At 65.1% G+C, this 19,937-nt stretch carries 17 protein-coding genes; 9 read left to right on the top strand and 8 right to left on the bottom strand.

Annotation, left to right across the window (positions count from 1 at the left end; genetic code table 11):
* Positions 1 to 68: 68 nt before the first annotated feature.
* The 3 genes from XH80_RS19265 to XH80_RS19275 all read right to left on the bottom strand — a co-directional run bounded on the left by XH80_RS19265 (position 69) and on the right by XH80_RS19275 (position 4,976).
* The gene (locus XH80_RS19265) at positions 69 to 1,421 is read right to left on the bottom strand and encodes an MFS transporter (protein ID WP_271599911.1); all 1,353 of its coding nucleotides are present in this window, start codon (positions 1,419 to 1,421) and stop codon (positions 69 to 71) included.
* A gap of 409 nt (positions 1,422 to 1,830) precedes the next feature.
* Positions 1,831 to 3,783 (bottom strand): hypothetical protein, encoded by a 1,953-nt coding sequence (locus tag XH80_RS19270; protein WP_271599912.1) that lies wholly within the window; start codon positions 3,781 to 3,783, stop codon positions 1,831 to 1,833.
* A 110-nt stretch (positions 3,784 to 3,893) separates the two neighbouring features.
* Complete coding sequence (locus XH80_RS19275; protein WP_271599913.1) at positions 3,894 to 4,976, bottom strand: lysylphosphatidylglycerol synthase transmembrane domain-containing protein; 1,083 nt, start codon at positions 4,974 to 4,976, stop codon at positions 3,894 to 3,896.
* Positions 4,977 to 5,402: 426 nt separating this feature from the next.
* Here XH80_RS19275 and XH80_RS19280 point away from each other — a divergent pair, with 426 nt between their 5' ends.
* From XH80_RS19280 to XH80_RS19290, 3 genes are all read left to right on the top strand, one after another.
* The gene (locus tag XH80_RS19280; RefSeq protein WP_057749098.1) at positions 5,403 to 5,909 is read left to right on the top strand and encodes a YciE/YciF ferroxidase family protein; all 507 of its coding nucleotides are present in this window, start codon (positions 5,403 to 5,405) and stop codon (positions 5,907 to 5,909) included.
* Between the two features lie 140 nt (positions 5,910 to 6,049).
* Positions 6,050 to 7,465: an MFS transporter gene (locus XH80_RS19285; RefSeq protein ID WP_271599914.1), complete on the top strand. Its 1,416-nt coding sequence runs from the start codon at positions 6,050 to 6,052 to the stop codon at positions 7,463 to 7,465.
* A 105-nt stretch (positions 7,466 to 7,570) separates the two neighbouring features.
* Positions 7,571 to 9,970: a bifunctional diguanylate cyclase/phosphodiesterase gene (locus XH80_RS19290; protein ID WP_271599915.1), complete on the top strand. Its 2,400-nt coding sequence runs from the start codon at positions 7,571 to 7,573 to the stop codon at positions 9,968 to 9,970.
* Here the strand turns inward: XH80_RS19290 and XH80_RS19295 are convergent.
* Complete coding sequence (locus tag XH80_RS19295) at positions 9,967 to 10,410, bottom strand: hypothetical protein (RefSeq protein ID WP_271599916.1); 444 nt, start codon at positions 10,408 to 10,410, stop codon at positions 9,967 to 9,969. The two genes, XH80_RS19290 and XH80_RS19295, sit on opposite strands and share 4 nt — an antisense overlap.
* 59 nt (positions 10,411 to 10,469) lie before the next feature.
* On the opposite strand from XH80_RS19295, the gene XH80_RS19300 reads away from it, so the two are divergent.
* The gene (locus tag XH80_RS19300) at positions 10,470 to 11,057 is read left to right on the top strand and encodes a hypothetical protein (protein WP_271599917.1); all 588 of its coding nucleotides are present in this window, start codon (positions 10,470 to 10,472) and stop codon (positions 11,055 to 11,057) included.
* Between the two features lie 65 nt (positions 11,058 to 11,122).
* Entirely contained in the window at positions 11,123 to 11,722 is a 600-nt protein-coding gene (locus XH80_RS19305) for a YdcF family protein (RefSeq protein ID WP_271599918.1), read from the top strand.
* 10 nt (positions 11,723 to 11,732) lie between these two features.
* On the opposite strand, the gene XH80_RS19310 is transcribed toward XH80_RS19305, so the two are convergent.
* Positions 11,733 to 13,076, bottom strand: a complete 1,344-nt coding sequence (locus tag XH80_RS19310) for an aminotransferase-like domain-containing protein (protein WP_271599919.1) — start codon at positions 13,074 to 13,076, stop codon at positions 11,733 to 11,735.
* Positions 13,077 to 13,262: 186 nt separating this feature from the next.
* Here XH80_RS19310 and XH80_RS19315 point away from each other — a divergent pair, with 186 nt between their 5' ends.
* Positions 13,263 to 13,499, top strand: coding sequence for a DUF1127 domain-containing protein (locus XH80_RS19315; protein ID WP_271599920.1), 237 nt, complete (start codon positions 13,263 to 13,265; stop codon positions 13,497 to 13,499).
* Positions 13,500 to 13,710: 211 nt separating this feature from the next.
* Here the strand turns inward: XH80_RS19315 and XH80_RS19320 are convergent, their stop codons facing one another.
* From XH80_RS19320 to XH80_RS19330, 3 genes are read right to left on the bottom strand one after another with little or no spacing between them, the layout of a single operon-like run.
* Positions 13,711 to 14,169, bottom strand: coding sequence for a hypothetical protein (locus tag XH80_RS19320; protein WP_271599921.1), 459 nt, complete (start codon positions 14,167 to 14,169; stop codon positions 13,711 to 13,713).
* Between the two features lie 15 nt (positions 14,170 to 14,184).
* A complete protein-coding gene (locus tag XH80_RS19325; protein ID WP_057749171.1) occupies positions 14,185 to 14,610 on the bottom strand; it encodes a universal stress protein in 426 nt (141 codons plus the stop codon).
* Positions 14,611 to 14,660: 50 nt separating this feature from the next.
* A complete protein-coding gene (locus XH80_RS19330) occupies positions 14,661 to 15,197 on the bottom strand; it encodes a SixA phosphatase family protein (RefSeq protein WP_271599922.1) in 537 nt (178 codons plus the stop codon).
* 154 nt (positions 15,198 to 15,351) lie between these two features.
* Between XH80_RS19330 and XH80_RS19335 the strand changes: the two genes are divergently transcribed.
* The 3 genes from XH80_RS19335 to XH80_RS19345 all read left to right on the top strand — a co-directional run bounded on the left by XH80_RS19335 (position 15,352) and on the right by XH80_RS19345 (position 19,935).
* Positions 15,352 to 16,815, top strand: coding sequence for an NAD(P)/FAD-dependent oxidoreductase (locus tag XH80_RS19335; RefSeq protein WP_271599923.1), 1,464 nt, complete (start codon positions 15,352 to 15,354; stop codon positions 16,813 to 16,815).
* Positions 16,816 to 16,901: 86 nt separating this feature from the next.
* Positions 16,902 to 17,414, top strand: a complete 513-nt coding sequence (gene msrB / locus XH80_RS19340; RefSeq protein ID WP_271599924.1) for a peptide-methionine (R)-S-oxide reductase MsrB — start codon at positions 16,902 to 16,904, stop codon at positions 17,412 to 17,414.
* A gap of 268 nt (positions 17,415 to 17,682) precedes the next feature.
* Positions 17,683 to 19,935, top strand: a complete 2,253-nt coding sequence (locus tag XH80_RS19345) for a flagellar hook-basal body complex protein (protein ID WP_271599925.1) — start codon at positions 17,683 to 17,685, stop codon at positions 19,933 to 19,935.
* Positions 19,936 to 19,937 lie beyond the last annotated feature (2 nt).

Consider the following 19,937-nt stretch of genomic DNA (forward strand, 5'->3'; position numbering starts at 1 on the left):
CCAAAAACAAAGACGGCGGCTTTTGAGGGCCGCCGTTGAGTTGCCTGGTCAAGCTCCCATGGGAGCCCTCAGGAGGAACGTTTGAGCGTCACCCGCTCGATCTTGCCGACGATGACGAGATAGGCGAACGCCGCCACCAGCGCGTTGGCGCCGACGAACACCAGCGCGCCGTTGAAGGAGCCGGTCGCGGCGAGGATGTAGCCGATCACGATCGGCGTGGTGATCGAGGAGAGATTGCCGAAAGTGTTGAACAGGCCGCCGGAGACGCCGCCGGCTTCCTTCGGCGAGGTGTCGGAGACGACAGCCCAGCCGAGCGCGCCGATGCCCTTGCCGAAGAAGGCGAGCGCCATGAAACCGACCACCAGCGTCTGGCCGTCGACATAGTTGCAGGCGATGATCGACATCGACAGCAGCATGCCGCCGACGATCGGAATCTTGCGCGCCATGGTCAGCGAGCCGGTCCGGCGCAGGATCGCATCGGAGATGATGCCGCCGAGGACGCCGCCGATGAAGCCGCACAGCGCCGGCAGCGTCGCGACGAAGCCGGCTTGCAGGATCGACAGGCCGCGCTCCTTGACGAGATAGACCGGGAACCAGGTCAGGAAGAAATAGGTCAACGTGTTGATGCAGTACTGGCCGAGATAGACGCCGAGCATCATGCGATTGGTGAGCAACTGGCGGATGTGGTCCCAGCCGGAGCCGGCCTCGGGCGCGCGTGCCCGCTTCAGATCGTCCTTGGGCGCATCGAGATCGACCAGCGCGCCGCCATCTCTGATGTAGTCGAACTCGGCCTCGTTGATGCCGGGGTGCTCCTTCGGTCCGTACACGGTCTTGACCCAGACCAGCCCCATGATCACGCCGAGACCGCCCATCACGAAGAATACGTAGCGCCAGCCGTAATCATGGGCGATCCAACCCATGAGCGGCGCGAAGATCACTGTCGCGAAATATTGCCCTGAGTTGAAGAACGCCGACGCGGTGCCGCGCTCGTTGCCGGGAAACCAGGCCGCGACGATGCGGGCATTGGCGGGGAAGGACGGCGCCTCCGCGACGCCGACCAGGAGGCGAAGCGCGAACAGCACGGCGACGGCAGCGCCGGCGCTGAGGAATCCGACCCAGCCCTGCATCATCGTGAACAGCGACCAGACGATGATGCTGAAGGCGTAGACGAGGCGCGAGCCGTAGCGGTCAAGCAGCCAGCCACCCGGCACCTGGGCGACGACATAGGACCAGCCGAAGGCCGAGAAGATCCAGCCCATGGCGACCGGATCGAGATGAAGTTCCTTGGAGAGGGCGGGACCTGCGATCGAGAGCGTGGCGCGGTCGGCGTAATTGACCGTGGTGACCAGGAACAGCATGGTCACAATGAATAGCCTGACTCGAGACCTCTTCACGTCCGTTGCGGACACCACTGCGCTCATCAGGCGCTCCTTAGAACTTGAAATGTTTCCTCGCTCCGACTCCTAGAGGCGCGCGTGGGAAAGTGTCCAAGTTGAAGGGGGTATCGATTGATGCCGGTTTTGAATTGATGGAACGACGGGGTGTGGAAACGAGCGTGAAATTGCGAAAATGCAGGCGCGATGTTGTGGGTGACGAGCTTGCGCCAGGCACACCACTGTCGTTCCCCGCGACCCGGCTACGCCAAGGCTTCGCCGGCGTTGAGGTCCAGGGGCGCCGAAGCTTTAGCGTAGGCGGCAGGCGGGGAATCCCGCAGCTTCTCGATTCAATCAGCCTGCCGTGGAGTACTGGATCGCCCGCCTGCGGGCGATGACACCGCGTATGTGGAAAGTGCGAGTTCGCAACACGGCGCGGTGGGAGATTGCTTTGCTTCTACTGCTGCGTACCGCCCAGCAGTGGCGGCAGCAATCCGCGCGTGACACCCGGCGGCACCGCGTCCAGGCCAAGCACGGCGCTTGCGGCGGGCAGCGTGGCATCCGCCATCGCGGCGTGGCCTTCGGCGCTCGGATGCACGGCGCCGCCGTAAACCGCCGAGAGCACGCCCCAGGTCGCGTCGTGGATGTCATTCGGCTGGCTCGCCGCCGGCAATCCTTGCGGATAGGTCATCGCTGCGAAATAGCTGTCATTGGCATCGCGGATCCAGCGCGCGCGCGGTAGATAGGTGCGATACTCCGAGGCGCCGCGGCCGCACAGCATCGGCTGGCTCGCCGCCGACACGATGTCCGGATTGAAGCTCTGTCCGTTCTCGGCAAAGCAGGTGCGGTCGAATTCCGGATCGCCTCCGGCATGCGCGCAGAAGCCGTGATCGGCAAACGCGGCCTGGTGGGAATCGACAAAGGTCATCCGGTCGGCCTCGGGATCGCGGCACAGCGCACCCTGCGTGCAGGTGGCCAGCCCCTTCAACTGCGGCAGGAACTCGGTGTCGACGAAGGTCGAGACGCGGGCGAGGCGCTGCGGATCTGCGCTGAAAGCGGGGTGGATGTCGAAGCCGCTGCGGCCGCCGCGACAGGGCACGCCGCCGTCGGCGAGCGCCGGATTGGCGTAGGAGACATAGACCACGTGCGAGAGATCGCCGCCGAGCAGCGGCTTCAGCGCCTCGCGTAAGCGGACGAAATTCTGCGGCAGCTCGCGCTGGAGCGCGTCACGGGAATCGTCGACGCTCGCCATCACGCCGGAGCGGCGGAACAGTGCCCGTTCGGTCGCGGTGTCGACGATGACGTCGGCGACCAGGCCGGAGAAGTAGACGTCGTTGGCGCCGATCGAGAGCAGCACCAGATCGAGATTGCGATCCGGCTGACGCTTCTTCGCGGCGGTCAGTGCCTCGCGCAATTCGGCGACCTGCGCATTCACGCTGGTGTTGCAGACGCCCGACTTGCCGGGCGGGCACTCGCGGGCGCGCTGGGAGCCGAGCAGCCCGTCGCTGATGCTGGCGCCGGTGCAGGCGAGCGGCAGATAGGTGACGGCGATATGGGTGTAGCGCACCGCCAGCGCGAGCGCGGTGCGGGCCTGGTAGCTGTAGAGCGAGCGGTGGCACGGCGAGTTGAACCAGAGCGCGCCATAGCGCTGCCAGTTGGCGAGCGTATCCGGCGCCTCGCAGGCGCGTCCGCCCTTGAAGCCGGCGCGGCTCGGCCGGTAATACTGTCCGCCGCCGGTGCCGAGATAGGAGCGGAAGCAGAAGCCCTCGTCCGACAGCGCCAGCGCCCGGTCCGGATTGCCCTCGCCGGAGGCGATGCTGTCGCCAAGACCGGCAATGAAGATGTCGCGGACCTGGATCTCGGTCTGAAGGCGCCGGGTCGGATCGGAGCCGGAAGAGACGTCGACGGTTGCGACCGTCTGCTTGCCGTAGCGGACCCGCAGATTGACCGGTTCGGCGCAGTCGAAGGTGGAGGATTGCGGCCCGTCACCGTCGTCGAACGACCAGGCGCAGGTGGCGCCGACCGGCACCGCGCCGGCCAGGCGCACGGCGATGGGGTGGTCGACCGGGGTGAGGTAGTTCTCTTTGACGTTGTCACGGGTGCAGGGCTGGTTGACCCGGCCCTGCAGATCGATGCAGAGCCGATTGACCATGTTGCGGGCCCAGCCACGGCCTTCGCTTTGCAGCTCCAGCGACTGCTCGGCGGCGAGAATGCTGCGGTTACGGGCATTTTCGACATGCAGCAGGAAGTCGCGTTCCTCGCGGAACAGTCGGAAGCGGTTGCGGACCTCCCAATTGATCTGCATGGCGCCGGCATCCTGCGCGAGGACGCGCTGAAGCGGCAGAACGGTGAGGAGCCCGGCCAAAAGCAGGGCACCCGCAAGGAAACGGCGAGGGGAAACTGGGGTCATGGCCCGCGTCTTCAACGGCAAAGTTGAGGCGGAAATAAGAGAGCATAGCCCCTGGCCTGCAATCCTCTCGCTGTGGCCTTTGCGGGCTTCCGGCGCGGCCGCTGGCCGGCTTACCGTTTGCTGGCCTGGCGCACCAACCGTTCGCGCTCCATCGGCGTCACCTCCTTGGGCAGGTTGGCCTGAGCGCAAGCTTCCGCCAGTCGTCGCCGTTCCTGCCAGGGCCGCACCACGTTCATCCAGAGCTCCCTTGTGCCCATAATGGAAATGGCGACACCGAACGGGATCACGAAATAAAGGATACGGAAGACCAGCAGGGTTGCGAGCAGTTGCTCGCGGCCGAATTCGGGCAGCGCCACCAGCATGGCGGCGTCGAACACGCCGATCGAGCCGGGTGCGTGGCTGGCGAAGCCCAGCAGCGTCGCCAGGATGAACACCACCGCGAGCGACAGGAAGTCGATCGGCGGATCAGCCGGAATCAGCAGGTACATCGCGAAGGCACAGAAGCCGAGATCGACCACGCCGATCAGGATCTGGACCAGCGTCAGCGGCGCCGACGGCAGCACCACTTTCCAGCCCTTCTGGCCGAGTTCGCGGCGTTTCTCGCCCATGCTGAGCCAGATCAGATAGGCGGCGATCGAGGCGAGGCCGCCGCACGCGATCAGCCGGTTGATCGACGATGGCAGCTGGTCCATGTAGGACGCCGCATCCGGATGGATGGCCATGCCGATCGACAGCACAAAAATGTTACCGAGCCAGAAGGTCAGGCCGGAGAGGAAGCAGATCTTGGCGACGTCGATCGCGTTCAGCCCGTAATCCGAATAAATTCGGAAGCGGATCGCACCGCCGGTAAATACCGTGGCACCAATGTTGTGGCCGATCGAATAGGACGTAAAGCTCGACAGCGCTGCGATGCGATACGGCACGTGTTTCTTGCCAATCGTTCGCAGTGCAAAAAAATCGTAGAAGGTCAGCGTACAGAACGCGAAGAAAACGCAGATCGCGGCGAGCCCGATATGTCCGCGGGGAATATCGGCCAATGCGGTCAGGATGACGCCGGTATCGATGCCCTTGAGGGTCCGCACGAGCGTCGTAACCGCGAAGGCGATGATCATCACGCTCGCGGCAACCCCCAGCCGTCGCCAGCCGATCCATCTCTTGAAGCCGCGTTTCAGCGCGGGCAGCAGTCCGTGCATTCATCCTCCCGGCGGGGGGCAAGGCCGGCCGGGCCAGACATTGGCCGGTCGGTTGCGATCACTTGCCCGAGGCGGGCGTGGATCACTAGGCATGATGTAGCCCATTTAAGGCAAAAACACCGACTTGTGCAGCCCTTGACAACAACAGGTTCTGGGCCGGACCCGCCGTTTTGTCATACGTGGTTCACATGGCCGGCGCGTTAGGCATATGAGTCGAGGGCCACGCCTCGACTGCGCCCCCGTTTTTGCAAATGGTCTCAAATCCTGCGCTCGCAAGCATTGTTCCGGCGCAAACGACGCAGACTTTTTTGGAACGACGGCGCTGCGCACCGGTTAGGCTCCATCAGCAATCGAACACGGCGAAATCGCGGCTTTTGTTCAAGCCGACGCTGTCGTGTTCCCCAAGACTTCTCGAGGATTGGAACGATGGGACTGTTCACCAAAGACATCAAGACCATGAACGACCTGTTCGTGCATCAGCTGCAGGACATCTATTACGCCGAGCAGCAACTCACCAAAGCGCTGCCGAAAATGGCAGATAAGGCCACAGATCCGCAGCTGAAGCAGGGCTTTTTGACGCACCTTGAAGAAACCAGGCAGCACGTCACACGGCTCGAGGAAGTGTTCAAGATGCACGGCGTTTCGGTGAAGGCGGTCGATTGCCCGGCCATCGACGGCATCATCGAAGAGGCGGAGGAAACCGCGGGCGAGGTCGCCGACAAGGCGGTGCTCGATGCGGCCCTGATCAACGCGGCACAAGCCGCCGAGCATTACGAGATCGTCCGCTATGGCAGTTTGATCGCCTGGGCCAAGCAGCTCGGCCGCAGTGACTGCGCCGCCGTGCTTGCCAAGACGCTCGAGGAAGAGAAGGCAACCGACAAAAAGTTGACCACGCTGGCCGAGAGCAAGGTGAACTTGCGGGCGGCGAGCTAAGCCGGAGTAGCCCTCAAGAGCGCCGCGCGGTTCTCCCGCGCGGCGCTTGCGTTTCGGGTATACATCATTCGGTCGTTGTCGAAACATGACAACGGGAGCGCGGCGTAGAGTTGGCGTGGGGCTGCAACCGAGATGGCAGCATGCGAGCCAACACCGTCAAATATGAAACCTTCGACGCGGGTGGTGCCCCGCGCACCGCATCGCGCCTTGCAACCTCGCTGACGCTGGCTGCGATGAGCCTCGGCTATGGCGTCGTGCAGCTCGACGTCACCATCGTCAACACGGCGCTCGACGCCATGGGCAAGACGCTCGGCGGCGGCGTCGCGGAGCTGCAATGGGTGGTCAGCGCCTACACCATCGCTTTTGCCGCCTTCATCCTGACATCAGGCGCACTCGGCGATCGCATCGGCGCCAAGCGTATCTTCATGGCGGGGTTCGCGATCTTCACGGCCGCTTCGCTGGCCTGTGCGCTGTCGCCCAACGCCATCGTGCTGATCGGCGCGCGACTGGTGCAGGGACTGGCGGCGGCGATCCTGGTGCCGAATTCGCTGGCGCTGCTCAATCACGCTTACACGGACGATCTTGCGCGCGGTCGGGCCGTTGCGGTCTGGGCGGCAGGTGCGAGCCTGGCGCTGACGGCCGGTCCCTTCGTCGGTGGCGCGCTGATCACGCTGGTCGGGTGGCGCGCGATCTTCCTCGTCAATCTGCCGATCGGCCTTGCAGGCCTGTGGCTGAGCTGGCGCTATGCCACCGAGACCACGCGCGCGCGCTCACGCGAGATCGATCTACCCGGTCAGCTTGCTGCGATCGGAGCCTTGGGCGCGCTCGCCGGTGCAATCATCGAAGCTGGCGCGCTTGGATGGGGCCATCCGGCGGTGATCGCCGCCTTCATCACTTCCGCCGTCCTCGCAGCGCTATTTGTCTGGCGCGAGGCCAGCACCGAGCAGCCAATGCTGCCACTGTCTCTGTTCAGTCATCGGCTGTTTAGCCTGACCACGATCGTTGGCCTGCTTGTCAACGTCGCGATCTATGGTCTGATCTTCGTGCTGAGCCTCTATTTCCAGCGGATCAACGGTCTATCGGCCTGGTGGACCGGCCTCGCCTTCGTGCCGATGATGGGAGCGGTGCTCCCGGTCAATCTGCTGGCGCCGCGCCTGGCCGAACGTATCGGCCCGTGCCCGACCATCGTGGCAGGTGCCTGCATCTCTGCGCTCGGCTGTCTTGGCCTGGTTTGGATCGAGGCCGGAACGAGCTACCCTGCGATCTCTGTGCAGATGATCGCGATCAGCGGCGGGCTTGGCCTCCTGGTGCCGCCGCTAACCTCGACCGCGCTCGGCAGCGTCGAGAAAGCGCGCTCGGGTGTCGCTGCGGGCGTCCTCAACGCGACACGGCAAACCGGCAGCGTCCTTGGCGTTGCGCTGTTCGGCTCGCTGGTGGCGTCCGATCGCGCGTTCATGACCGGCCTTCACCAATCGCTAATCATATCGGCTGCGGTGCTGCTGCTGGCCGCCTGCGTGATCGGCCTTGGCGTCATCGCGCAGGGGCGAGAAATGTGAGCGGCCACACACATTCTCTGTTCACCAATCCGGCAACCGGCGCCGCGCCGGTTACCGACTGTCCATCTCTGCCGGCTCTAGTGCCTGATGGAACAGGGGCCGGCGATGTATCAAGTTCTGTTTTGTCTCACGGACCAGCATGATTGGCGGCTGGTCGCACTCGGCGGCGCCGTGTGCCTGCTGGCGAGCGCGGCGGCAATCAGTCTGTTTCATCGGGCGCGAGCGGCAAATGGCGGTGCCCGCCTCGTGTGGATCACGCTCGATGCTGTCGTGACGGGTTGCGGCATCTGGGCAACCCATTTCATCGCGATGCAGGCCTACGGGCCCGGCGCCGGTGGCGCCTACAACATCCCAGTGACGATCCTTTCGCTGATCTTTGCGATTGCGGTCACCTTCATCGGTCTCAGTATTTCGGTTTCGACGAGGCGCGGCGCTCTGGTCGCGCTTGGCGGCGCTGTCGTGGGTGGCGGCGTGGCAGCCATGCATTACACCGGCATGATGGCGTTCGAGATTCCTGCCCATGTCGGTTGGACCGCCGGCACCGTCGCGGTATCGATTCTGCTGGGCATTGTCCTTGGATCGTCCGCCCTGTTCGTCGCGGGGCGGAGCGACAGCCTGTCCAACGCGTTGGGCGCCACGATCCTGCTCACCGCTGCCATCGTCTCACACCATTTCACCGCGATGGGCGCACTGCAGTTGACGCCCGATCCGACGCTTGCAATCAGCGGCCTTGCGATCCCGCCGGCGTCGTTGTCCATCATGACCGCCAGCGCGGCCGTTGCCATCATCGCTATCGCGCTCACGGCCGCCGTGCTCGACCGTCGCGCCAAGGGCGAGATCGGGCGCCAGCAGATCGTGCTCGACACGGCCCTCGAGAACATGTCGCAGGGACTGTGCATGTTCGATGCCGAAGGCAAGATCATCCTGTTCAACGAGCGTTACGCGGCGATGCTCCGCCGCTCCGACATGCAGCTGACCGGCCGCCTCCTGCTCGATATTCTCCGCGAGGAGGCGGCCAAGGGCCAGTGGAACGGTGATGCCGAACAATTCTTCGCGCGCCTCGTCGAGGATGCCCGGGAGGGACGGACAACGACGGACGTCGTTCGCCGGTTCGAGCGCTCGATCCGCGTCGTCAACCAGCCGATGCGGGGCGGCGGTTGGGTCGCAACCTTCGAGGACATCACCGAATGGCTGGACGCGCAGGCCAAGATCTCGCACATGGCGCGTCACGACGCGCTGACCAATCTACCGAACCGCGTGCTGTTCCACGAGCAGCTCGACCAGGGACTGCGCCGGGCGGCCGCGAACGACCAGCTCGCGGTGTTCTGTCTCGACCTCGATCACTTCAAGGACATCAATGATTCGCTCGGCCATCCCATTGGCGATGCGCTGCTGAAGCAAGTCGGCCAAAGGCTGAAGGCGACGGTCGGCGAGCACGACACCGTGGCCCGTCTCGGTGGCGACGAGTTCGCCGTGGTCCAGATCGGCCGATCGGAGGAGGCTGCAGCGCGGGCGCTCGCAAGACGCATCGTCGAGGTGATCTCCGCGCCCTACGAGATCGCGGACCATCAGATCGTGATCGGCGTCTCGATCGGCATCTCATTGTCGCCGCAGGACGGCAGCAATCCGGATGAGCTGCTGAAAAACGCCGACCTGGCGCTATATCGCGCCAAGGCCGACGGCCGCGGCACCTATCGCTTCTTCGAAACCGGTATGGATGCGCGCGCGCAGGCCCGGCGCCTGCTGGACATGGATATGCGCGCGGCGCTGCAGCGCGATGAGTTCCAGCCGTATTATCAGCCGATCCGCGACGTCGTCAGCGATCGCGTTGTCGCCTTCGAAGCGCTGTTGCGTTGGAATCATCCGGAGCGCGGCCTGATCTCGCCCATCAACTTCATTCCGCTCGCGGAGGAGACCGGCCTCATCGTCCAGCTCGGCGAGCTCGTGCTGCACCGCGCCTGTGCGGATGCCGCGACCTGGCCGGATGATATCGGCGTCGCCGTCAATTTGTCGCCGGTCCAGTTCAAGAGTCCGAACCTGATTGCATCGGTGACGGAGGCGCTGACGAATTCGGGGCTCGCAGCGCGTCGCCTCGAGCTCGAGATCACCGAATCCGTACTGCTCCAGAACAGCGAGGCGACGCTGACCACGCTGCACGATTTGCGCGCCATGGGCGTGCGGATCTCGCTCGACGATTTCGGCACCGGCTATTCCTCGCTGAGCTATTTGCGCAGCTTTCCCTTCGACAAGATCAAGATCGACCGCTCCTTCGTGTCCGAGCTTGCCACGCGCGAGGATTCCGTCGCGATCATCCGCGCCGTCACCGGCCTTGGCCGCAGCCTCGGCATCGTCACCACGGCGGAGGGGGTCGAAAACGACGCGCAGCTCGAGCTGCTCCGGCGCGAGGGCTGCACCCAGGCGCAGGGCTATCTGTTCAGCCAGCCGCGGCCCGCCTGCGAAGTCGGGATGATGCTGGATCGGCCGCGGCTGCGCGCTTCGGCTTAGTTGGGCTTGCCGCCGCGCAGCGCGAAATGCGCGCCGCAGAAGGCCATCACGGCACCGAGACACAGCGCCGCGAGGCCCGCGAGCACGCCGGAGACGGTCGGAAGCGGGCTCGGCGCCGAGGCCGCTTGCCCGGCGCCGGCGAGCAGCAGCACGCCGACCACGATCAGGAACTGACGCATCCGCTGCGGGATCTGGCCGGAGACGGCGCTCTGCATCAACGTCGCCGTGAAATAGCCGCCGGAAAATCCGACCGTCGCGATCAGCCACCAGGCGATCGCAGCGCCGGTCGGCATGAACTCGTGCGGGTCGGAGCGCCAGAGGCCGCCGAGGTCGAGCCCGTAGCGCGCACCCAGCATGTGGACCGCGAGCGCAAGCAGTACGCCCGCGATCGCAGCAGCCCCGAGAATCAGGCGGCGCGGAAAATAGATCGTCTCAGCCATGCCTCGCTTGTAGGATGGGGAAGGGCGATCGTGCAAGCGGATCGCAGGCGGATCGGGTGATGCAGATGTCGGACGGGCAGGGCGGATCGGTCACGAGCTACGCCTACAAGGCGTCGCTGATCGGTTCGGCGCATCGCTTCGAGCTGACGGACGAAGGATTGTCCTGGCACATCGCCGGCCGCTCCGGCCTCTGGCGCTATGACGAGATCAGTGCCATCAGGCTGTCGTTCCGCCCAGTCTCGATGCAGCAGCACCGCTTTCGCGCCGATCTCAGCCATGCCAAGGGCGGTCGCATCGCGATCCTGTCGACGAGCTGGCAGACCGCGGCGCTGATGGCGCCGCAGGACAATGGCTTTCGCGACTTCATCGTCGCGCTGCACGCGCGGATGGCGAAGGCCGGCAGCCGGGCCGAGCTGACCGCCGGCCTTGGCCGCAAGACCTATGCCGCCGTGCTCGCCTTCCTGGCGCTGCTGGCCCTGGCTATGGCCGGGCTGTTGATCCGCGCGCTGCTGATCGGCGAGTTTGCCGGCGTGCTGTTCATCCTCGGCTTTGCGGCGCTGTTCGTCTGGCAGGTCGGGGGCTTCGTCCGGCGCAACCAGCCGCGCAGCTACAGTTTTGATCAACTGCCTCGCTCCTTGCTGCCCTAGCGTCTGCAATGCGCCGCAATCAAAATTGACTTCGCCGCCGCGCGCGCTTCCCGCATCGTGCCGCGATGACGTCAATGAATCGCAGCACGCGCCTGCCGACGGCGGACGAGATCGCCGAGATCAATCGCATCCATCTGATCGACACGCCGCTTGTGCCGGCCGATCTCTTGTTCCTGTTCGGCACCCGCGAGGATGTCGCGCTGCGCGTCGAAACCGCCGCGCGGCTGTGGCGCGAGGGCTTTTACCGCTGGTCGATTGTCAGCGGCGGTGTGACCCCGGGCTCGGAGCAATCCGAGTGCGCCATCATCAAGGCGGCGATGGTCGCAGCGGGCATTCCGGCGGACCGGATCCTGGAGGAGCACGCCGCGATGAACACCGGCGAAAACGTGATCTTCTCGCTGCCGATCATCGATGCGGCGCTGGGCCTGCGCAACATCCGCAGCGTGATCTGTCTCGGCAACACCTGGACGGCGCGGCGCTATCCGATGACATTGCACCGGCATTGGCCCGAGGTTACCAAGCTGCTGCTCACCGTCGACAGCTTTGCCACGCCGCGCACGCTCTGGCATACCGATGCCGAATTTCGCCGCCGTGTCCTGCACGAATGGGACAAGATCGAGCCGTACAAGGCGCAGGGCTTTATCGCGCAATGGCCGGAGCCCTGACGGGGCGGGATTACTCGGTCGAGTCGAAATCCTCTTCCTTGGTGCCGAGCAGCGACACGATCGTACGCAGGCCGGAATCGAGCTGCTCGAACGAGGGCGGAGCAAGCGCGAGTCGCACCGCATTCGGTGCATGGCCGTGCGCGACCGCGAAGGTCGAGGACGGCGTCAATGCAATGCCGCGCCGGGCCGCCGCGGCGACGAAGGTCTGCGAGCGCCAATGCGGCGGCAGCGTCAGCCACAGATGATAGGAGCGCGGATCGGCCGAAAGCTGGTAGCCGGCGAGCAGCCGTGCCGCGGTCTGCTGGCGCCGCGCCGCGTCGATGCGCTTCAGCCGCGTCAGCTCGGCGACGGTGCCGTCGGCCATCAACCGTTGTCCGGCGGCGAGTGCGTGGCCGGAGGCGATCCAGCCGCCGGTGCGCACCGCGCTCATCATGCTTTCGCGCAAGTGCGGCGGCGTGACGAGGATGCCGAGCGCCAGGCCCGGTGCAACCTTCTTGGAGAGGCTGTCGAGCACGATGCAGCGGTCCGGCCCGAGTGCTGCAAGCGGCGTATCGTCGGCAAGAAAGCCGTAGACGGTGTCCTCGATGATGGTGAGATCGAGCTTCTCGGCGACGCGCATGATGTCGGCGCGCCGCGTCGCGTTCATGGTGACGCCGAGCGGATTCTGGATGATCGGCTGCAGATACAGCGCCGACAGATGCGCTTCGCGATGCGCCTTCTGGATCGCATCGGGCCGCGCGCCGAATTCGTCCATCGGAATCGGCACCAGCGTGATGCCGAGCCGCGCGGCGATGCTCTTGACGTAAGGGTAGCTCAGCGCTTCGACGCCGCAGCGGCCGCCGGTCGGCACCAGCGCTGCCAGCGCGGCGGCGAGCGATTGCTTGCCGTTGGCGGTGAAGAGGATCTGCTCGGCCGGCGGCGCAAAATCCTTGCGGGCGAGATAGGCGGCGGCCGCAACGCGCGCGCTCTTGGTGCCGGTGCTGGTCGATGAGCGCAGCACGGCTTCCAGCGCATCGACGCGCTCGAGCCCGGCGAGGCTCTTGGCGATCATCGCCCATTGCTGCGGCAATAACGGATAATTGACCTCGAAATTGATCCGCGCGTCGGCCGGCTCGGCGATGGTCTCGACCTCGCGCCTGATGTCGCCGGAGATGAAGGTGCCGCGGCCGACCTCGCCGACCACGAGCCCACGGCGCAGCAGCTCCGTATAGACACGGCTGGCTGTCGAAACGGCAATGCCGCGATCATAGGCAAAATTGCGCTGCGGCGGCAGCCGGTCGCCGGGTCTTAACGTCCCTTTAGCGATATCTGCGGCAATGGCATCCGCAAGCTTCACGTATTCGAACTTGGACATTATTGCACCGAGAGCAATGTTTTTGTTGCTCCGAGAAATGTACTGGAGCATTTAAGTTCCATCAAGGTCCGCGATGGAGCCGAGGGGAGCGAGAGCAATCCGACGGCACATGAGGTGCAGGCGCTTCCAGCGTTTGCGCCAACGGCATTCGCTTCGCCGCGTAGGACCAATGGCCGGAGAAGAAACATGACCACGATCTCGCAAACTGCCGGGCGGAGCTTACGCCCATCCACCTCGAGCGGATTTTTTGCCACGCTCGTCAATGCTGCCTACGCGCTGTTCGACCGCCTGGAGCGCCGCTCCGCCGTCAAGACGCTGAACGAGCTCGACGACCGCGCCCTGCGCGACATCGGCATCAACCGCAGCCAGATCGAGGACGCCGTGTACGGGCAGTTCAAGGCCGAGCTGAGCCGGTTTCTGTGATCTTGCTCGCCTGCGTCCTGGACGCGCTGCAGTGTTCTTGCGCTGCCGCGCAGAGCCGGGACCCAGGAAGCCGCACGGTGCGCTGAGGCATGGGCCCCGGCTCTTGCCGCGTAGAGTGGGTTAGCGAAGCGTAACCCACCGCTTCTGCCTCCACAGAAGCATCAGTGGTGGGTTACGCCTTCGGCTAACCCACCCTACGAGACCGTCCGGATCAAGCCAGTGCAACCTGGCCCCACACACCATAAATTCGATCGTCCTCGGATGCGCCAGGCTTGCGATGCGGCCGCGTTGGAGCGCTACGCTGACGCCCATGCCGGACATCCAGCCGCTGCATCCGTGCTGTGACGCTGCCCGCCAGCATGGCGATCCGCGCCGCCGCTTGTTTGACGACGAACACGACCGTCGTGATGCGACTCAGCACGCCGAGCAGGAACAGCACCGAGAAGATGTCGATATAGGCGAGGAAGTCGCCGATCAACATGAGCTCCGGCGGAATCGGGATGTTGTGATAGTAAGCGCAGATGAGGATGACGACGGGAATGAAGGCGATGACTTTCCGCACCGTCAGCCTGTCGAGCAGCGCAGCAAGTTGCACGACCAGCACCTCCCACAGCGCATCGCCGATTGCGAGCGGGATCTCGTAGGTCCATCTCCGCCAGAATTGCTTCACGCCATTGCTCCCGTTTTAGTGCCGCACCACCAGCACGGAGCATTTGGCATAACGCACCACATGCCCGGCATTGGAGCCGAGGAAATAGGTGCGCATCGCCGGCCGATGCGAGGTCATGACGATCAGGTCGGCCTTCATCTGCGCGGCTTCCTCCAGGATCTCGTGATAGATGCCGCCCTGGCGCACCACGGTGGAGATGTGGGCGGGGTCGATGCCGGATTCGCGGGCGACGATGGCGAGCGCCTCTTCGGAGGTCTGGCGCTGCTGTTCGTCGAAGTCGGCCGGGACATATTCGGCCAGCATCACCGGCGTCATCGGCAGCACGTTGAGCAGCCGGACCGATCCGCTCCAGTTCTGCGACAGCGTCGTCGCGGTCGCGATGGCTGGCTTTGCCAGATCGGTGTCGGCGAGGTCGATGGGCACGAGAATGGACTTGAACATCTGCGCCTCCAAATCTTCCAGTCAGCACGTTCTCCCGGCACGTCGCGCGATCATCCCAGTCGAAGCAGCTTGGGGCTGACGAACAGCACCAGTTTGCCGCGGCGGTAGGCCACGTCCCCCCAATCCTTGACATCAAAGTCGAGGACCGCAAGCCCCGCCGTGGGCAGATTGTCGGCGAGCGCCTTGGCACTGGCCTTGTCGCCGCTGCCCGTCAGCATCAGCGCCGCCTCGTGCATGCCGGGATTGTGCCCGACCAGCAGGAGCCGCTTGGGATTGGCCGGGATCGTTGCAGTGCGAATGGTTTCGAGAATCTGCGCGGGATCGGCGCCATAGAGTTCCGGCAGAACCTCAACCCGCGGCGCTGCGACGCGGTCTTTCATCGCTTCCCAGGCGAGGTCCCAGGTCTGCCTGGCGCGGACGGCGTGCGATACCAGCACGGTCTCGGGGACCGGCGGATGGGTGGCCATCCAGTCGCCCATCTCGGCGGCGTCGCGCTGGCCGCGATGGTCGAGACGGCGGTCCTGGTCGCGGCCGCTTGGCGCGTCGGTCTCGGTCTTGGCGTGACGCAGCAGCATCAAACGGCGCATGGCATTCTCGAATCGTTCCACGTCCAGGATAATCTACAGGTGCCTGTTGAGGACAAGGTGACAAGCGCCTGCTCGGTATCAAGTTGTTGTTTTGAGCATGATCTTGTCGGAAAACCGCTGCGCACTTTTCCGGATCATGCTCTAAGAAAACGACATGAGCGAGACTTTCACAAGCGCGTCCCAGGAAGAAGCCGGCCTTCGCGAGCGTGCCCGGCTGTCGTTCGATCTCGACGCCGATATTTGCGTGATCGGGGCAGGGCTTGCCGGCCTTTCCGTGGCACTCGAGGCGGCACGGCTGGGGGCCAGCGTCGCGGTGCTCGAGGGCCGTCACATCGGCTGGAACGCCTCCGGCAACCAGCTCGGCACCGTGATGCCGGGCTTCGCGCTGCCGCTCACCGATCTGATCGAGCGCATCGGCTTCGAGGATGCCAGTGAGCTGTGGGCGCTCTCGAAGGAGGGCGCCGAGCTCGTCAGGGCCAACGCTACCGAAGAGAACATGCCTGATATCGGCCTCACCGAGGGCGTGCTCGAGGTCTCCAACGTCGATGCCGGCGACCGGCTGATCAGCCGGCTCCAGATACTGTACGAGGATTTCGATACCGAGGTCGAAGGCTGGCAGGTCGATCGCGTGCGCGCGGCGCTCAAGACCGATCGCTACTTCCACGGGGTCTATTATCCCAAAGCGTTCCAGGTCGACGGCCGCAAATATGTGCATGGTCTCGCCGCGCTGGCGCGGCGCGCCGGTGCGCGCATCTTCGAGGATACGCCTGTCGTCAGCATCGATCATTCCGGCATCCGCAAGCGCATCGTCACGCCTTCGGCGCGGCTGCGCGCCTCCCACATCGTGCTGGCCGGCAACATTCATCTCGGTGCGCCATTGCGGCGGCTGTCGGATACGCTGCTGCCGGTCTCGCGCTATGCCGGCATCACCGCGCCGCTCGGCGAGCGGGTGCATGACATCATCGGCTTCAAGGGATCGGTGATGGATGACGACGGCGTCGATCATTTCCGCATCGTCGATGGCGACCGCCTGATGTGGGAGAGCCCGGAAACCACCTGGGCCGCCCGACCGCAGCGCTTTGCAGGCAGCATCAAGCGCCGTATCCGGTCGATCTTCCCCGAGCTCGGCAATGTCGAGATATCGGAGACGTTCGGCGGCGCCACCGGCCAGACCGTGCACGGCATGCCGCAGATCGGCCAGCTGCGCAAAGGCCTGTGGGTGGCGAGCGGGTTCGGCCGCCAGGGCATGAACACGTCGGCCATGGCCGGGCAACTGATCGCGCGCAGCATCCTGTGGGGTGAGGAGCGCTGGAAGCTGTTCGCGCCGTTCGAGCTGGTCTGGGCCGGCGGCACGACCGGGCGGGTCGCGGGCCAATTGGTCGGCCTCTGGGGTAGGGCGAGTTCGTCCGCCGCGGGGACGCTGGCCCGATACCGCGAGCGGGCGCGGGTGAAGGACAGGGAGCGTGAGGCGCGCCTCGCCGAGGCCAACCGGGCCGCCGGCACCGGTCCGCGTCACCAGCCCTCAGGGGTTCGGCCGCGACTGGCGCCGGCGCCACCGCAGGCGGCAGCGACGGAGCAGGCGGAACCGGCCGCGCGGGAGCAGGGCGTCCCCCAATAAGGGCGCGAAAAATCCCGCCTGGACGTGTAACATTGTCCGTCAGAGCCCGTATCTCAGGGCGTACACGCTCCCGCACGGAGAATGAGATGTTTGACCGCCGCATCCTGCTAACCACTGTCGCCGGCCTGTTCGGCCTTTCGGCCTTCCGCTGGCTGAGGACAACGCCGGCGCAGGCTGGAGAGAAAGCCGCGCAAAAATTCGAGATCGAGAAGACCGACGCCGAGTGGCGGGCGCAATTGACGCCGCAGCAATATGAGATCCTGCGCAAGGAAGGCACCGAGCGGCCCGGCTCCAGCCCGTTGCTGAACGAGCATCGCAAGGGCACCTTCGCCTGCGCCGGCTGCGACCTGCCGCTGTTTAGCTCGGAGACCAAGTTCGAGAGCGGCACCGGTTGGCCGAGCTTCTACCAGCCGATCGAGGGCAATGTCGGCAAGACGGAGGACCGCAGCTTCGGCATGGTGCGCACCGAGGTGCACTGCCGGCGCTGCGGCGGCCATCTCGGCCACGTCTTCGACGACGGTCCGAAGCCGACCGGGCTGCGCTACTGCATCGACGGCTTCGGACTGGTCTTCCACCCCGCGACGCCGTCGGCGACGTAGGGCGTTGAGGTGTCATTCCGGGGCGGTCCGCAGGACCGAACCCGGAATCTCGACGTTCCGGATTCGCTGCTCACGCAGCGCTCCGGTACGACAATGTGCCCCGGCAATTGTTGCCGGTCCGGCAATTATGCCCCGGTCTTCGGCTGGGGCATTTCTATTTAAGCCATTGATTTCGTGAGAATACCGGCCTTGGCATAGGCCTTGCGACTGTCTCCCCGACTGCGGCCATGGTCGACCGGCCGCCGAGACCGGATTTGGAGACAAAGTTATGGGTATCTTCGATGCAATGAACACCTCGGTGGGTGGCCTGCAGGCGCAGTCCTACGCGCTTCAGAACATCTCGGGCAACATCGCGAACTCGTCCACCACCGGTTACAAGGGCATCGGCACCAGCTTCGTCGATCTCATTCCCGACGCCTCGGTCCCGAGCAAGCAGGTCGCGGGCGGGGTGACGGCCAACGCCAAGGCCACCATCACCACCCAGGGAACGATCTCGTCCTCCAGCGTCGCCACCAACATGGCGATCACCGGTGACGGCTTCTTCTCGATCCAGAAAGCCACCAGCATCGTCGACAACCTGCCGCAGTTCAGCGGCGTGACCTATTACACCCGGCGCGGCGACTTCCAGCTCAACGCCAACGGCAACCTCGTCAACGGCGCCGGCTACTATCTGATGGGCGTCACGGTCGATCCGAAGACCGGCAACCCGCAGGGCAACGTTGCGAGCGTCCTGAAATTCCAGAACAACTTCATCCCGGCGCAGGCAACCACCTCAATCCAATACGCCGCCAACCTGCCGAGCGTGCCGAACACGGTGGCGAGCTCGACCGCAGCGACCGGTACGCTTCTGGCAGCCGGCGGTATCAACCCCTCGGATTTCGCCGCGAACCCGCTGCCGGTCGGCACTCCGCCCGCGCCCTATACCAACGCGACGGTATCCGGCGCAGCCGCAACCGGCAATTTGCGATCGCCGTACTCGTCGACGACGGGGACGGGGACGGTTGCGCTCCAGAACAATTCGGCCGCGGTGGCATCGACCTCCACGTCGCTCGACAACACGGTGGGCACCCATCTCGCCTCTAGCATCCTCACCGCGCTGAGCGGCCAGACGCTGACCATCAACGGCAACACCATCACCTTCAACGGCGGCGCCACCGTCACCACGGCGGGCAGCAACACCACGATCGGTCTCGGCGCCGGCACGACGGCGACGGTTCAGAGTATCCTGACCGCGATTCAAACCGCAGGCGGTGCCGGTGTCACGGCGACCCTGACGGCGAGCGGCAACATTCAGATCTCGACAGGCACGACCACCGACGTGGCGGTCGGCAGTGGTACGGCGGCGACCGCGCTCGGCCTCAGCAGCGTGACGCGCGGCGGCAACGTGTTGTCCTCTCCAGCGATCACGGGTGCCACGGTGCTGAGCGGCACCGCGACCGCCGGCGGCGCCGAGGTGCTCACATCGGGGTTTATTGCGGGCGACACGATCACGGTCGACGGTCAGACGCTGACCTTCATGGCGTCGGGCGCGGCCGGCGCGAACCAGATCAACGTCACCGACAACATTACGACCCTGCTCGGCAAGATCGACGCTCTCTCCGGTGCGTCGGGATCATCGGTCAGCGCCGGTGGCGTGATCACGCTGAACACCGGCACCGTTTCGAACCTGTCGGTGTCGAGCTCCAACAGCGCCGCCTTCGCCGCGCTCGGCTTCACCTCGACCATCACCAAGAATCGCAACGGAGGTGGCACCGCAGGCACCGGCGGCGTGATCGGCAACGATATCGCGACATTCACCAAGGAATCGATCAGCGGCGGTGCGGTGACGGCCTACAACGCCGCCGGCACGCCGGTGAACCTGCAATTGCGCTGGGCCAAAACCGATAGCGCCTCGCTGGGGCCGGGTCATTCCGACAGCTGGAACCTGTTCTACCAGACCGACCCGAACGCGACCGGTACGGCGGTCGGCTGGGTCAATACCGGGCAGGCCTTCACCTTCGCGGCCGACGGCTCGCTGACGTCGCCAAGCGGCTCCGGCATCACAATCCCGAACGTCAGCGTCGGCGGTCAATCGCTCGGCTCGGTCGCCTTCAACATCTCCTCCGGCGGGCTGACGCAGTATGCCTCGACCAGTGGCGCGGTGACCATCAACACCATCACGCAGAACGGCTACGCCGCCGGCCAGCTCCGCTCGGTCGCCGTCAACAATAACGGCCTCGTGGTCGGCACCTTCTCCAACGGCCAGAACCTCGACCTCGCGCAGGTGTCGTTGTCGCACTTCAACGGCACCAACTACCTCAAGGCGCTCGACGGCGGCGCCTACGCGGCGACGGACCAGTCGGGTCCGGCGATCGACGGCGCCTCGGGCACCATCAGCGGCTCGTCGCTGGAGGGATCCAACACCGACATCGCCGACGAGTTCACCAAGCTGATCGTGACCCAGCAGGCCTATTCGGCCAACACCAAGGTGATCACGACGGCGAATTCGATGGTCCAGGATCTCCTCAACGTGTTGCGCTAATC

The organism is Bradyrhizobium sp. CCBAU 45384, from assembly GCF_028128665.1.
Classification (GTDB): Bacteria; Pseudomonadota; Alphaproteobacteria; order Rhizobiales; family Xanthobacteraceae; genus Bradyrhizobium; species Bradyrhizobium manausense.

What these genes read in the sequence shown, in the direction of transcription:
- XH80_RS19265 (WP_271599911.1), bottom strand. Translation starts at nt 1,421, where the DNA reads ATGAGCGCAGTGGTGTCCGCAACGGACGTGAAGAGGTCTCGAGTCAGG.
- XH80_RS19270 (WP_271599912.1), bottom strand. Translation starts at nt 3,783, where the DNA reads ATGACCCCAGTTTCCCCTCGCCGTTTCCTTGCGGGTGCCCTGCTTTTG.
- XH80_RS19275 (WP_271599913.1), bottom strand. Translation starts at nt 4,976, where the DNA reads ATGCACGGACTGCTGCCCGCGCTGAAACGCGGCTTCAAGAGATGGATC.
- XH80_RS19280 (WP_057749098.1), top strand. Translation starts at nt 5,403, where the DNA reads ATGGGACTGTTCACCAAAGACATCAAGACCATGAACGACCTGTTCGTG.
- XH80_RS19285 (WP_271599914.1), top strand. Translation starts at nt 6,050, where the DNA reads ATGCGAGCCAACACCGTCAAATATGAAACCTTCGACGCGGGTGGTGCC.
- XH80_RS19290 (WP_271599915.1), top strand. Translation starts at nt 7,571, where the DNA reads ATGTATCAAGTTCTGTTTTGTCTCACGGACCAGCATGATTGGCGGCTG.
- XH80_RS19295 (WP_271599916.1), bottom strand. Translation starts at nt 10,410, where the DNA reads ATGGCTGAGACGATCTATTTTCCGCGCCGCCTGATTCTCGGGGCTGCT.
- XH80_RS19300 (WP_271599917.1), top strand. Translation starts at nt 10,470, where the DNA reads ATGCAGATGTCGGACGGGCAGGGCGGATCGGTCACGAGCTACGCCTAC.
- XH80_RS19305 (WP_271599918.1), top strand. Translation starts at nt 11,123, where the DNA reads ATGACGTCAATGAATCGCAGCACGCGCCTGCCGACGGCGGACGAGATC.
- XH80_RS19310 (WP_271599919.1), bottom strand. Translation starts at nt 13,076, where the DNA reads ATGTCCAAGTTCGAATACGTGAAGCTTGCGGATGCCATTGCCGCAGAT.
- XH80_RS19315 (WP_271599920.1), top strand. Translation starts at nt 13,263, where the DNA reads ATGACCACGATCTCGCAAACTGCCGGGCGGAGCTTACGCCCATCCACC.
- XH80_RS19325 (WP_057749171.1), bottom strand. Translation starts at nt 14,610, where the DNA reads ATGTTCAAGTCCATTCTCGTGCCCATCGACCTCGCCGACACCGATCTG.
- XH80_RS19330 (WP_271599922.1), bottom strand. Translation starts at nt 15,197, where the DNA reads ATGCGCCGTTTGATGCTGCTGCGTCACGCCAAGACCGAGACCGACGCG.
- XH80_RS19335 (WP_271599923.1), top strand. Translation starts at nt 15,352, where the DNA reads ATGAGCGAGACTTTCACAAGCGCGTCCCAGGAAGAAGCCGGCCTTCGC.
- msrB (WP_271599924.1), top strand. Translation starts at nt 16,902, where the DNA reads ATGTTTGACCGCCGCATCCTGCTAACCACTGTCGCCGGCCTGTTCGGC.
- XH80_RS19345 (WP_271599925.1), top strand. Translation starts at nt 17,683, where the DNA reads ATGGGTATCTTCGATGCAATGAACACCTCGGTGGGTGGCCTGCAGGCG.